Origin of the sequence: Corynebacterium matruchotii (assembly GCF_011612265.2) — a bacterium.
In the GTDB taxonomy this organism is placed as follows: Bacteria; Actinomycetota; Actinomycetes; order Mycobacteriales; family Mycobacteriaceae; genus Corynebacterium; species Corynebacterium matruchotii.
In genome coordinates this window covers 2,553,561-2,567,543 of sequence record NZ_CP050134.2, presented here as the reverse complement: position 1 = coordinate 2,567,543, position 13,983 = coordinate 2,553,561, and the positions used below count along the sequence as shown (strand labels likewise).

The following is a 13,983-nucleotide window of genomic DNA, read 5'->3' as shown; positions in this document are numbered from 1 at the left end:
CCAAGCTGGAAGGGATATTCTTTCTGATTTCCTATCTGCTGGTGTGAATAGATTCAGCAACTGAATAAGTTTCAAGCATGTTGGGTTTGCCGGACTTGTTGGTATATTTCTCTGCACACTAAAGTGAAATAGAACTTTAGATCATCCCTGCCAGCTTGGCCTGTACTATCTATCTCGCTATTGAAACAACTAGACTAGGTGGATCATTAACCAACTTGGTATAGCTGTCATACCTTATACTTTTTTGGTCAAAGCAAGCGGAAAATACCACTGATGTTGAGTGCGTTGAATAACTTGGATGAGAAGTTGTCGTGACTTCGCTACGTTAGCACTATCTTGAAACATCCGTTAGCTATTTCGTAGTGGGATTGAATCTCTTATAGAGTTTAGGGGCGAGTTTATCGGCCAGTTCAGGAAAATCCATTACTATTATCTCCCCGTGAAGACTTGAAGGCAGCTTATCCAGTCGCTAAGGAAACTCTCTATACCAACAGGTGGAGGATCGGTGCCATCTGGCTTGTTTTTCTTTACTTCCAGAGACTGGTCATGTTTGGGGACGCTGAATAAGCTTCGATAATGGTTGCTGAAGTGTTGAGCCCATCCCACCCCAGCATTCAAGAATCTGATACCTGACAGCGGTTTTAGAGAGAATTCGAAAGTATATGCTAAATAACGACATGCTTTGCAGTGATTCTTTAGTGTGGAATACATTTTAATGATGATTGATTGCGGTATTTTTCTTATATTCAGAAAAAAATAGCTTGATAGCAGAGGGGGATTATTATTCTATATTAAGTATTATCTATGATTAGGGTATGTGATGATTGATTATGTCTCCCGTATATGATTATGGGGAATATATGTTCTAATTTTTGACTTTAGTAATGAGTTTACTTGGCTCTCGTGGCGGTAAAGTCCTGCCTATATTTTCTACTGTTAGTTATTTTCAAATAGTATTGCCTGCCTTACTATTGCTAGAATTTTTTATTTCCGCAGCTTACATGATCTGTATCGTTTTTTGAGCGTGGTAGTGAATATGTAACGTTGGGATATATAAATTATTTTTTATAGGTCAGTATGAACGCTGTAACGGGGGTAAAGCTTATTAATTGTATTTTCGGATAAGCAAGGGTTAATTATGAGGTAAGATGTCCTGGTAGTGTGATATGTTTTCCTTAAAATTGCTGGTTGGTGTATATCGATTAGGTGTTCGATTCGTACCCCCGTGCTGTTGGTGAGGGGTGGACGGTGTGATGATGCGTGTCGTAGGGTCGCAGATGTGTTGATGTTCTCAGCATTGCACATCCAAGGTAAGTTCTATTTTTGGGAGTAAGTTATGAAGGCGAAACTTCGTTTGTGGCGTGGGGGGGGACGCTGATTCTGGCGGCCGGTCTTGCGCTGGGGTCTGCCCCGGTGGTGTCTGCTGCTGGTGCTGAGGTGGATCTTGATGTGGTGACGAAGGTGGTTACTGCGTATCAGGATTTGTTGGATTCGCATTGGACGGATTCGAATTGTTCGTTGTCGAGTTGTGTGAATGCTAGTAGTTCGGTGTTCGCGTCATCGGGGGATAAGAAGTCTCAGCGGGGGTCGAGTTTTGGGGGTTCCTCGAAGAAGGGCCGGGATGAGAGGAAGAATTCCGGCGAAAACCCGAAATTCACGAAAGCTGAAGCTACAATCTTGCGGGTGCGGGATGCGATGAAAGACTTTGGTTTGCCGATCAAGACTGCGAAGAGCACAATCAGCGTTAAAGATGCCAAGATGAATGCTGATGGGAAAGTAACAGTCTCCGTAGCTGTGGGTACTACTAAAACTTATGAAAGTGATAATGATGAACCCAGCTACATGGTTGATACTCATACGTTGACGTTGTCCCCGAATCCGGAGAATTTGTTTGCAGTGGTTGAGGATACAATTGATCCAGAACCACAAGAAGAATCACATCCAGAAAGTATTCCATCTGATGCAGAATTCAAGAGCCTTTCTTCCGATCAAATTTTAGGTTCTGAAAGTACCGGTACCAATCGTCCGGTAAAAAATTCAGTAGATGCTGATTTTGCATTGTTGCCTGTGCATAAGGATAAAGAAGTGGCCACTATGCAACAAGTATCATTACCTTGGGATGCGCAGCAGAAGAAACCAGATGTTCAAAAAATGGTTGCTTATGCATTGCACTGGACAAGCCCAAAAGTGAATCCAAATCCAGATGTTGATGTTATGAATCCTGCGTATCCTATTTTGGAAAATAATTGTACTAATTTTGCCTCTCAAGCGCTGCGTGCAGGCGGATGGGAATTCATGGAAGCTCCTGTAAATGTGGCTAGGGACCCGAATATTTGGACCCCTCATATGAAAGATATTGATGGGCAGGTAAAACACAGCCACACGTGGGGTGCTGCCGCAAACCTATACGTATATGCGAAGCAGCATAGTCCTTACCGAGATCTGGCGCAGAAAGAGTTTGCTGTAAAAGGTGATTTGATCTTTGTTGATTGGGATAGTCGTGAAGGTAAGAAAGCTGATGGGGAGTTGGATCACACGATGATTGTTACCGGTACTGATTCGCCAAAGAATCGTTTTACCACTCCGCGTATTTCTCAAAAGACGAGTAATCGCAATAACATCACGCTTTATGAATCTCAAAAATTTGCTCGTGAAGCGGGTGTAAATTTGGAAAAGGCTCGGTGGTACGCAATCACAACACGGTGATACACTCATGAATAATGGGATATAGCAATGAAAGTATCATCGCTATATCCTTTAATCATTTGGAGGAATTTTAGAAGCATGTGGTAAATAATGAAAAACTTAAGATTATCAAAACAAATGTTGATTTCCATTGGTTTGATAACTATGATTATGATGATTGCCTTTATAAGTACCTATATTTATGAAGACTATCGTTATGAAAAACAGCAGGCACTCATTGGCCCCACGCTTCCCCAAGAATCCGCGGGTACGTCTGTGGATGAGTCGGTAGGAACGGCCATAACAACTTATCTACAAACCCTCGACGCAGAATGGTCTGATCAAGACTGCTCCCTGAAACATTGCCCCAACTCCAGCAAATCACTACCTGGTGTGCCACAAGAACGAGCCATGTTCACCAAATACGAGCGTTCGAACGTGGAGCTTCGGGGAAAAATCATTTCTGACACCACCGGCGTGCCTGTGAGTAGCTTCAGCCTCTATAGCACCAAACAGGAACAAAACGGGGCAATAACCGCCATTGTCAACATCATGATTATGAAATGCTACTCGTCCAAGCAGCCTGACTCCTACAGCAATGCCACCGACACCCACAAAATAACGCTTAGTCCCAGTACCACTCATCCTGATGACTATGTAGTGATGGAAGATCAAATACTTGATCCCATCAAATTCCCACTAGCAAATTCCTCTCGATCGTTGTACACATACGATCCCGACCGGGAGCCTCAATGCCCCACCGCCATATAAGGTGGGGCACCAAGCTAAACACTCTTGAGGAATTCGGCCACATCCATGACTCGCTGCCGGGCAACCTTGGGCGTCGACACGCGATGCTCCGACACGTACTCCGTCACCTTGACCGCCAGGGCCTCCGCCCACTCATAGCGGCCCGCGATCGTGTCGTTGCTGGCCACCTGGATAAACGTCGGCGGCAATGTGGTCGGGAACTCGTCGACGCCGGCCCGCACGTCGTCAGGCAGCACGGTCAGGTCAAGGTGGGGGAACGTCAACGCCAGGGCGTCGAAAAGCTGCGCACACAAGACCGCCAACGCGCCACCCGACGAATAACCCCACGCGCCCACCCAGCCAGCTTGACGACGAGCCCACGCCGCGGCGTCCGCAACCGCCGACATCACCTCCGGCAGCGACGCCTCAGGCACCAGCGGATAATCCACATCCACCATGGTCACGCCCGACAGCTGGGCCACCGCCGCGACCTCCGGGCGCCACGCATTCTCCAAGGCCACGCCCGAACCCTTCCACCAACCGCCCGGATGCAGCGACACCGCATACCGGCCATTCGGTGACTCCGGCACGAACACCTGAGCATTGATCTCCGGCACCGACTGGGCCGTCACACCCTGCGCAAACGCGACACCCGGCATGCTGTGATCCACCGCCGCCCCCAACATCAGCATCGCCGAATGCGTCAGCCGGTCCGGCAACCGTGCATCAAACGTGTCGGCCGCCACCGGGTCCGACGGATCATCGGACCACGGCGGATTCTTCGCCGGCGCCTCATAATGGGCATGAATATACGTGGCAAGCTGCTCTAATTGCTGCTCGGGGGATAACTCCCGGTCGACGCCGCCCACCTGGAACGCCGCCCGATCCTCTTCCTCCCACGAAGCAGAAACCCTATCGTTTTCGTTCATGGCATTATGGTAGCTAAATACCCACCCCAGGGAAAAGGAAATCAACTATGGAACGCATTGCGAAGATTCACCCCACGGCGACTCTCAACCCCACCAAAGACGAAATCCTGCACCAACAATTCGGGCCGGTCACCAACATCGGTGCCTTCCGGTTCGTCGACCCTAACGGCAAGGTTGGCATCGAAACCCTCTTGGTCCGGGAAACCGATGGTGCCCTTTTGCAGTTTCCCGTCACTTACCGGGAACAACGCATCAGTGACACGCACGAAGTCGGCACCACCGAACACAGCCACCTCGGCACCCGGCACATTACGAAAATCGTCGCCGACCCCGTGGCTGTGACCGAAATCATTCGCGTCATTCTCGAAGGTGACACCAACGTGCAACGATCCGACGGCAAAACCTCACCCTATGAAATCCGCGGCACCGGCACCGCCGGGGTAGACACCCTCACCTTGGGCAATATCCACCTGAAAAAGATCGCCGACACCGTAGTCACCGGCCACATCGACGTTAACGGCAACCACAAAGCCTTCTCGCTCAGCCTGCCCACCCAAGTGCCGGTCATCCCGGCGGCTGCCGCGGACAAGAATGGGATGCCCGAAACCGCACTCATCGGAATTGATCCCGAAACCGGCGACCACTACGTGTTTGCCGAGCTCATTATCTAGCGGGCGGCCCAGCTTGGTCGGCCGGGCCCGTTGCTAGGTGGCCTGCTGGGGTCGGGTTACCAGATGGTCACCCGGTTCTCCGGGGCGATAAACATGGGCGCATCCGCCGGCACCTCAAACGCCTCATAGAACTCGGCCACATTCCCCGCAATCACATTGCACCGGAACTCCGAGGGCGAATGCGGATCTGACGCCATCAACTGCACATCCAACTCCGGGCGGGTCTTCGACCGCCACACATGCGACCACGCCAAAAACAGGCGCTGCAACCCCGAAAACTCGTGCTTCGCTAACTCCGGCGAACCACCCTCGGCAACAAACGGGCGGACCGGGGCATCCGCCAAGGTCAAACCCCGATCGGCCAAATACATGCGGTAGGCCACAATGGCAATGCCCAAACCGCCCAGGTCACCAATGTTCTCGCCTAGAGTGAACTCGCCATTCACCCCGGTGGTTTCAATACCAGCCTCCCGGACCGATGTGGGAACAAGACCCTGGAACTGGTCCACCAGCTTCGCGGTGCGTTCCGTGAACGCCGCCCGATCCTCATCAGACCACCAGGAATGCAGATTACCGTCACCATCATATTGGGAACCCTGGTCGTCAAACCCGTGGCCGATCTCGTGGCCGATCACCGCGCCAATCGCCCCGAAATTCTCCGCCGCATCGGCGTCAGGGGAGTAGAACGGTGGGCGTAAAATAGCGGCGGGGAACGTAATATCGTTGACCGTCGGATTATAGAACGCATTCACGGTCTGCGGGGTGCTAAACCACTCCGAACGATCATAAGGCTTCGAAACTTTGTTCAACTCATAGTCGTGCAGGAATGCGGAACCCCGGCGCACGTTTTCCACCAAGGCAGCCCCATCCGACTCGAACTCCAGGCCGGTGTAATCCCGCCACTTATCCGGGTAGCCGATCTTGGCCTGGAACTTGGCCAGCTTCTCCAGGGCTCGTTCTCGGGTTGCTGGGGTCATCCACGGCAACTGGCTGATCCGTTCGTGGTAGGCCTTGACCAGGTAATCTACCAACTCCACCATTTCGGTTTTTGAACTTTCCGGGAAATGCTTGGCCACAAACAGTTGACCAATCTCCTGCCCCACATAACTGTCGGCGAGATCCAGGCCGCGCTTCCACCGGTCTCGCTGCACCGGGGTGCCGGTGAGTACCGTGCCGTAGAACGCGAAATTCGCCTGGGAAATCTCATCCGTGAGCAGGCCGGCCCGGCCGCGCAACACATGCCATTTCGCCCACAGCTTCCAATCATCCAACCGGTCCGCCGTGAGCAGGCCCGCCACATGATCCAGGAAAGACGGCATCCTGGCAATGACCTTGTCCGTGGTGCCCTGGAGGATTCCCACCATCAGGTCCCGCACTGGTCCCGGAAGATCCGCAAGCGCGGTGGGGTTATAGGTTTTCACCGCATCCCGGGTGGAGACCACATCCCAGTGGCCGGCCGCAATATCTTTCTCCAGGGCGACGACCCGCTCCGCTGCGGTGGCATCTAGCCCCAAAAACGCCAGCATGGTGCCCACATGCTGCTGGTAGGCGGCCAGGGTTTGCTGGTGCATCGGCTCCCGGTAGTAGGCCTCGTCGGGCAGGCCCAGGCCGGCCTGGGCCAGGTAGGGGATGGCGTCATCGGAGCCGGAATCCTTGGCCACATACGCGCCCACCGGCACGTCCACGCCAGTGCGACACAGCTTCACGAAAGCCGCAACAAGCTCATCAACGCTGGTCACGGCGTCGATAAGCTGCAAGTCGGGGTCAAGCGGTGCGATGCCGGCGGCCTCAATCGCCTCGGTATCCATGAACGAATGAAACAGCTTGCCGGCGCGAGAATCTGGAGAATTCTTCACAATCTCATAAACATCCAACTCTGCCTGCTCACTCAATTGGTAGAATGTGCCATCAATCGGGCGATCATCGGGAATGGCGTGTGTGGCAAGCCAACCTTCGTTGACGAACCGGAACAAATCAGTCATCAAAATTGTCATGGTGTCTAGCTTAGACAAAAATGATAACTACAAACCGAAAACTATAAAGCCTACTAAAACACTGTAAATTTGGAGTCATGGCGTTTTATCGTGTTAGCCCCATCGGGACCACAAAAACCTGGCTGGGGTTCACCGGCCTCGTACTGTGCGCGCTACTGTTGCCGGCGGTACTTTACCTCACAATCCCCGACAACGACGGCGAAACAATACCCGTCACCCTCGGGCTTGAGAGCGCCGACTGGGCAGTCCCCGTCACCGACCAACACGACACGACACTGGAATGCCCCGGCACCGTCTCACTACTCGAACAATCCGGCACCTGGACCTGCGGAGTCAACCGGATAGCCGTCACCTCGAAAATTATTGAATCCGGGCGGGAACCGGAACGCACCTTCCGGCGGGCCATCCGCGGCCACCTGCAGGAAATCATGGACATTGACTACCAGATCAAAGAACTCGGCAATATTCGGTACAGCCAAATGGAGCGGCTATCGCGGCAAGGGCAAGACGAAAGCCAAACGGTCCTTATTCTCACCGGCACCGGCGACAAAGACGGTAAAAGCCTCCTGGTGACCGTGACCGGTGCCCCAATACAACGCCAATCATTGGCGGAATTGCTGATGACAAACCTGGTGCGGGAAGACCGACACCTTCAGGGCGACAATGTGGATTACGCGGCGGCGGCACGAATCGTCGCCGACTCCGGGGCGGCGGAAATTGCGGCAGGCAACCCTGATGCTGACGGCAAATCCGGCTCTGGCGGCGAGCCTGGTGGTGCTGGTGAGGGGGATAGCAGTGACGGCGGTGACATGCTTCAGCCGCTCATCAAACCCATGCAGGGAGAACAGGAGTTGGGATTCTAATGCTGCGTTACGGAAAAACCGTGCTGCTGGTCAGCGTGGTCCTTGGGGTGATCGTCTCACTATTCAGCATCGGCATGAGCGCCTTCCTGGTGGACGCGCCGGTAAGCCTTATCAACCTGGCCGGATTCATCGCCTACCTGATAGTCGGCACCGCAATTTTTCGGGTATCGCCCATGTGGCCGGAAGAACTCAACTGGAAATGGTACCTGACCTGCCTACTTTGGGGTGGGTGCGCCTCGGTTGGGGTGGTGTCGGTGATCGGCTCGCCCATTAGCACGGTGCTGAAGCGGCTCAACCTGATGTTTTTCGAGGCCGCCCTTGGCGGGGCCTACCCGGAAGAAATTTCCAAACTCTTAGGTGTCGCCCTTATTCTCATTGTGTCGCAGCGATTCAGCAGGCCATGGCACGGGTTCGTGGTCGGCGGCATGGTGGGCCTGGGTTTCGAAGCTTTCGAAAACATAGTCTATGGGAGCTTCGGGGCGATGATTGACCCGAATTCGGATGTGGATGGTGCCCTATCCGTGTGGGGATATCGCACGGTTGCCGGTCCTGGCCTGCACATGTGTTTGACGGCGATTTCCGGGCTAGCGATCGGCTATGCCATTTACCTTGCCGACATTCCCATGCGCAAGCGATTAGCATACATGTTCGGTGGCTTGGGGACGAGTTTTCTCCTCCACTTCGCCTGGAACACCATCATTTCCGCCGGAAACCTCCAGATCGTGTGGTGGGTTGGTGTTGCCATCGTGCTCTACGGCACATTCCTGTCGTGCTGGGTGCATTGCGTCCGCCAAATCAAAACCGAAGGTAGCGGCCCCATCACGGTTCCCCACTTGCCGTTGGCCTCCCTGGAAGAGCCTGCGCCCGATGCGCCCCCCGCCACGCAGGTCATGCCCGGTGTCCAACCCCCCGAAGGCTTTTCGACGCAATAACCTCCGGCACCCCACCCTTAAGCTTGGGTTCCGGGAGACCGGCAATACGGCAATACGGCGACACCGATCTGGGCACGGCAATGCGCCAAAACCAGAACCCAAGCTTAGGAGGAGTGCTGGTGGATGTGCATTTATGCAGCTGTGGGCTGCATATGTTCTAAGCATGGTGTTTGGAAACCGCCACCTTGAACCCCTAGGAGTCGACGCGTTCCCAGAGTAAACACCATGCTTAGAAGGTTTGCTGCTTGGGTGGTCTGCCGCAGCTATTGGGGGGTAGTAGATTCGATAAGCATGGTTTTGTTCTGATTGGCGTATTGATCCCAGGGGATTTTGAACTGTCGTTGATAGAAGTCCAAGCTTAGAACATGTGCTGGTGATGGCTGATCTGTGCACCTGATTACTGCAAATGTTCTAAGCATGGTTTCCGCTCCGGGGGCATGTTGTTCCCAGGGGATTTGGGGTGGCGGATTTCAAACACCATGCTTATCAGACATGCAGCCTTAGTCATTCCGCCTGGTAGCACAAGTCCTGAGCTTGACTTCATACTCCCTCCCGCCTAACTCCTAGTAGGTAAGATCTTTGCTACTCCAAACCCCAGCTCAACATCAGCGCAGTATAACCCCTTAAACCGCAAAACCCCCTCCAGGCACCCCGGAAAATCCATTCTTTTAAACAAAAACCAAGCTTAGAGGAAAAGCTACAACAACCCAGGGTAGCGCTGCACATGCTCTAAGCATGGTTTCCATCCCGAGAGAGTGTTAGTTCCTGGGAGTTTAGGGCGGCAGATTTTAAAAACCATGCTTAGCATGTATGCTGCACGAGACGCCTTAGGGGCAGCAGATTAGATAAGCATGGTTTCCGTTCTGGGGGCGTACTGACTCCTGAGAGTTTGAACTGTCGCCAATGGAAGATCAAGCTTAGAACATATGCTAGGGGCTGGCCCACCCGCATACCGGACTGCTGCACATGTTCTAAGCATGGTCTTTCCCTGGCGAGCACATTGACTCCAGGGGATTCAGGCTGGAAGTCCTCAAACACCATGCTTATCAGACATGAAGCCATATTCATCCCGCCTGGCAGCACAACCCCTAAGCTGTAAAACCCCCTCCGGGTGCCCTGGAAGTTCACCCTTTTGAACGAAACCAGGCTTAGGGGAAATGCTACGGCAACCCAGGGCGGCGCTGCATATGTTCTAAGCATGGTTTCCACCCTGAGGGCATGTCAGTTCCAGGGGATTTGGGACGGCAAGACTCAAACACCATGCTTAGCATGTATGCTGCATACGGTACCTTGGGGCAGCAGATTAGATAAGCATGGTTTCCGTTCCGAGGGTGTACTGACTCCTCCAGGTTGAACTGCCACCAATAGAAGTCCAAGCTTAGAACATGTGCTAGGGGCTGGTCCACTCGCCTATCTAACTGCTGCATATGTTCTAAGCATGGTCTTTCCTTGGCGGGCATGTCGGTTCCTGGGGGGTTGGGGCAGCAGATTTTGAAAACCATGCTTAGAAGGTATGAAGCCCTAGGCGGTGCTGTGGCGTTACCGTTTTCAAAGAGGGTCGCAGGTTTGCTAAGCATGGTGTTTTGTGCAAAGGCGGCAAACCCCCAGGAGCTGGTGGACATAGAAATGGGAAACCAAGCTTAGAACATGTGCAGCGCCGGGGGCAGGGGGGCAGGGGGTAGGCGCACAGAGGGGGGCAGATGTGGGCTGGCAGGCGCGGGCAGGCAGATGGGGTGGGAGAAGCGGAACGACGCCCACCGGGAGGTGAGCGTCGTCAAGCGAAGGACTAATTCAAATAATCCTTCTTATCCGTATCAATATTCTGGTGCCCCGGCGACCACCAACCCCACCGGGTCTTCGTGGTCCGGTCAATGCGCGCCACATCCGGCGTCTGGCCCTGCGAATTCGGGCGCAACGCATAGAGTTCCAGGGAACCCCAGTCACGCAACCAATCATCCTTGGCATAACCCGGCAACTCATAGGAATAATTCACGGACTCCGCGGTGCCCAACACACCACCGCCATGATAATCCTCGAAGCTGGCGCCTGAACGCTTCCCCTTATAGTCCGGCAGGATACGGAACGTGGGAATCTCCGCAACACCCGCATAGTGGCTAAACGGCCGCTGGCACGTGAACTGCAACGGCACCGACCAGTCCAACAACCCCGGCTCCGTGCTGCCAACCACCGAATTCAACGAATCCAGCTTCGGCACCCGCGGCGGCGTCACCACCAGCCACTGCTCCGGGTCGAGCGAATCATCCTCAGCATAGATACGCACCGCATCCGCATCCTTCGGCAGATCATCAATGGGAAGCCGCAGGTTACGCCACTTCTTTTTCGGGCCAATATCCAGCATCTGGGTTTCACCCAACTTATCCACCCCACCGGAAGCATTCTTCTTGCCGTACTCCAACAGCAACTTCCGGCCCTCCTGGGTGACACCATCAGCGTCAACACCCTCAATAATGCCCGCCGCCGACACCACAATCAGTGGCGCCTCCGGCGTAGACTTCGGCAAGTCATACCAGTCCGTGGTGATCTGCGCATAATATTGGCGGCCCACCGTATACGAGCCCATCACCGGCACCTTCGCCGGATCCAGGTTAAACGGCAACACCCACTTCGAACCATTCACACCCTTCGTGGTGCTGCGGCCACCCTCCACATTTAGGCGATCCCCCGCACTCACCAGATCCGGCAGCTGGTCGCTCCCCAATTGGGGAATCCGATCCGGCTCAAAACCCCGGGTTTTCTTATCCACCTGGAGGGAATCCCCCAACTTACTGGTGAGCGGCTTCAAGAACGACTCGTTCGTGTTTGTCTCCACCAGCACATAATCCGCCAGGCCACAGGTCTTCCCCACAACACTGTTCATATTCCCCAATCCCACCGAATACGCCGGATACTGGGTGATAAACGCTTTTGCGAACGACAGCATGGAAAACAGGATCGCCACCAGGCAAAACGCCGCAATCGGGGCGGAGAATAATAACGTAAACCGGCTGGGTTTCCGATCCGCCTTCTTATAGGCTGCCGACGCATCATCCAACTCCGTGGCCAACCCCACCCGGAACGATTGCACAATACCAACCAGCAGCACAATCACGGAAATCACCATGACCACCGTGGACGCCTCAATCGCCTTGAACTGGATGGACTTATCCCACCACGGAATACCGTAACTGGACACATACCACCAGCCGTTCGTGCCCGACAGGGCGAACGCAAACATAAACAACAACCCACCCAACACCAGGGTGCGGGTGTGCCGCGACCGGTTAGCGAACTCGCTCAAAGCAATCGCCCCCAGGCCACCCAGGGCCGCCGCGATACCGGCCCACACCCCAAAGTGGTGGGTCCACTTCGTCGGGGTGAAACTCATAAAGAACAGGGTGCCGATGAAAATCATCATCAGCCGCAGCGATGGGCCCCGGCTCGACCCCGGCACCTTACCGTTCCGCAGCATCGACGCGAACACAAACACAATGCTCATGAACGCAATCAACACCGCAAACCGGCGGGAGAACGACCCATCCACCTCCTGCTGGAACAGCACCTCGTAGCGCACCCACTCCTGGAACCACTGTAGCGACGGGCCCTTATCCGCACGCACATAGGTGGACTCCCGCACATTCGCCAACGTTTGATCCCCGAACACGGCAATGAACACTGACGTGCCGGCCGCCATAAACGGCGCCAACATGGCCGTCCACCCGCTGATCCGCTGCCACCGGGTGGAATCCTCCGTCACCCCAAAATAGTCCAACCACCGGTTCATGATCCGAATCAGGCTCGACAACGTCACTAGCAACGCCGACACCGCCATCAGGCCGGTCGGGCCACACGCCAAGGTGAACGCCGCAATGATCGTGCCAATAGCCGCCGGCGTCAACCGCTTCTGCTCGATGGAACGTTCGAACGACACCCAGGCGGTCAACGTGCCCAACGCAATGATCGGCTCCGGGCGCAAACCATTATTATAGGGAAGCCAAAACGCCAAAAACATGAGCGCCGCCGTCCAATGCGCAGCCCTACGGGCGGCAATCCCCGCACCCAGGCGCGGCAGCACCTCCCGGGACACAATCAGCCAGATCAACAAGCCAGCCACCAGCGACGGCAGCCGCATCCACGTGGATGCGGTCGACACCCGGGTCATTAACGCCAGGAAATCATAATAGGGCGCACCGAACGGGGATTCGGGAACCCCAAACCACCGGTAATAGTTGGCCATATAGTCCGACTCCAACGACACCCGGGCCATGGTCAAAATAAACCCATCGTCCGACGTGTTCGCCCCGAAGAAATACCACAGCACCAACACCCCGGCCACCAGGCCATCCAAAGGGCGCGGCCGGAAAAAACCCTTCGGCCAGAACGGATACCGGCCCTTACCATCCAACCGGTCAATGCGGAACAGCGCCCACAACGCCACCAGGGTGCACAACACCCCGCCGATCATGGTGAAATATTTCAGCACGGTGGGGGAGGAGGTGTAGCGGGAATTGATCTCCACCTGCACATTGAGCCCAGCCCGGATGAGCGGCTCCGCATCCCCAGTCAGCTCGGTGTAAATGCCGGAAATTTGGGGGCGCAGATCTTCTTTATCGTCCTTTTTGTCGTTGGCCTTGCGCAGCGGCTGACCGTTGGCGTCGGTGGCGCCGGGAATTTCCACCCAGGTTTCCTTCAACCCCGAGTGGATTTTCAGCACTGCATCCCGCGGCAGGGCGGCCACTTCCTCGGCATCCATTTGGAAGAACACGTTATCCCGCAGCACTACGTCCAGCGCGCCCTTGTCGGAGCGCACGAACAGGCCACGTTCGGTCGCTTTTTCGCTTGTCGACGGCAGGGTGCTCACCACCGTGGTTTCGTCCTCACGCAGGGATTTCAGCGCGGAGATCGGCACCGTGATATCAAGGTTTTCCGGTGCGTACGACACCAGGGGTGCGTTGACGCTATTGAGGTTCCCGTTTTGCGGCCAGGTCAGGGAGGACTGCACCTGGTCCACTGGCATGAATGGGGTGAGCATGAAAAGCACAAATCCCACCACACCGCTGATGGCGGCCACCCGTCGTAACATGGCGTTTTGCCGCCACACTTGGCGTCGCAAAGCGTCGCTTGCCTCGGGCGCGACTTGCGGGTCGATTGGGGTATCGCTC

The 13,983-nt window shown here is 54.7% G+C and carries 8 protein-coding genes; 5 read left to right on the top strand and 3 right to left on the bottom strand.

The window, feature by feature from the left end; genetic code table 11:
- The first annotated feature begins 1,323 nt into the window (after positions 1 to 1,323).
- Both HBA49_RS11375 and HBA49_RS11370 read left to right on the top strand, forming a co-directional pair.
- Positions 1,324 to 2,706 (top strand): amidase domain-containing protein, encoded by a 1,383-nt coding sequence (locus HBA49_RS11375; protein ID WP_005524095.1) that lies wholly within the window; start codon positions 1,324 to 1,326, stop codon positions 2,704 to 2,706.
- A gap of 150 nt (positions 2,707 to 2,856) precedes the next feature.
- Positions 2,857 to 3,456, top strand: coding sequence for a hypothetical protein (locus HBA49_RS11370; RefSeq protein ID WP_225866120.1), 600 nt, complete (start codon positions 2,857 to 2,859; stop codon positions 3,454 to 3,456).
- A gap of 14 nt (positions 3,457 to 3,470) precedes the next feature.
- Here HBA49_RS11370 and HBA49_RS11365 read toward each other — a convergent pair whose 3' ends face one another.
- Complete coding sequence (locus HBA49_RS11365) at positions 3,471 to 4,364, bottom strand: alpha/beta hydrolase (RefSeq protein ID WP_040431431.1); 894 nt, start codon at positions 4,362 to 4,364, stop codon at positions 3,471 to 3,473.
- A gap of 47 nt (positions 4,365 to 4,411) precedes the next feature.
- Between HBA49_RS11365 and HBA49_RS11360 the strand changes: the two genes are divergently transcribed.
- Complete coding sequence (locus tag HBA49_RS11360) at positions 4,412 to 5,035, top strand: CG0192 family protein (protein WP_005524172.1); 624 nt, start codon at positions 4,412 to 4,414, stop codon at positions 5,033 to 5,035.
- Positions 5,036 to 5,091: 56 nt separating this feature from the next.
- Here the strand turns inward: HBA49_RS11360 and HBA49_RS11355 are convergent, their stop codons facing one another.
- Positions 5,092 to 7,017, bottom strand: coding sequence for a M13 family metallopeptidase (locus tag HBA49_RS11355; RefSeq protein ID WP_172458864.1), 1,926 nt, complete (start codon positions 7,015 to 7,017; stop codon positions 5,092 to 5,094).
- Between the two features lie 89 nt (positions 7,018 to 7,106).
- Between HBA49_RS11355 and HBA49_RS11350 the strand changes: the two genes are divergently transcribed.
- Together HBA49_RS11350 and HBA49_RS11345 are read left to right on the top strand one after the other, a co-directional pair.
- Positions 7,107 to 7,892 (top strand): hypothetical protein, encoded by a 786-nt coding sequence (locus HBA49_RS11350; RefSeq protein ID WP_005524089.1) that lies wholly within the window; start codon positions 7,107 to 7,109, stop codon positions 7,890 to 7,892.
- Positions 7,892 to 8,824: a PrsW family intramembrane metalloprotease gene (locus HBA49_RS11345; protein ID WP_005524238.1), complete on the top strand. Its 933-nt coding sequence runs from the start codon at positions 7,892 to 7,894 to the stop codon at positions 8,822 to 8,824. Before HBA49_RS11350 ends, HBA49_RS11345 begins: the two co-directional genes overlap by 1 nt.
- A 1,786-nt stretch (positions 8,825 to 10,610) precedes the next feature.
- Here HBA49_RS11345 and HBA49_RS11340 read toward each other — a convergent pair.
- Positions 10,611 to 13,904: an arabinosyltransferase domain-containing protein gene (locus HBA49_RS11340; RefSeq protein ID WP_172458863.1), complete on the bottom strand. Its 3,294-nt coding sequence runs from the start codon at positions 13,902 to 13,904 to the stop codon at positions 10,611 to 10,613.
- Between the last annotated feature and the right edge of the window lie 79 nt (positions 13,905 to 13,983).

Bases quoted from the DNA above. Each gene is read 5' to 3' on its own strand.
- HBA49_RS11340 (WP_172458863.1), bottom strand. From the start codon at position 13,904: ATGTTACGACGGGTGGCCGCCATCAGCGGTGTGGTGGGATTTGTGCTT.
- HBA49_RS11365 (WP_040431431.1), bottom strand. From the start codon at position 4,364: ATGAACGAAAACGATAGGGTTTCTGCTTCGTGGGAGGAAGAGGATCGG.
- HBA49_RS11350 (WP_005524089.1), top strand. From the start codon at position 7,107: ATGGCGTTTTATCGTGTTAGCCCCATCGGGACCACAAAAACCTGGCTG.
- HBA49_RS11345 (WP_005524238.1), top strand. From the start codon at position 7,892: ATGCTGCGTTACGGAAAAACCGTGCTGCTGGTCAGCGTGGTCCTTGGG.
- HBA49_RS11360 (WP_005524172.1), top strand. From the start codon at position 4,412: ATGGAACGCATTGCGAAGATTCACCCCACGGCGACTCTCAACCCCACC.
- HBA49_RS11355 (WP_172458864.1), bottom strand. From the start codon at position 7,017: ATGACTGATTTGTTCCGGTTCGTCAACGAAGGTTGGCTTGCCACACAC.
- HBA49_RS11370 (WP_225866120.1), top strand. From the start codon at position 2,857: ATGATGATTGCCTTTATAAGTACCTATATTTATGAAGACTATCGTTAT.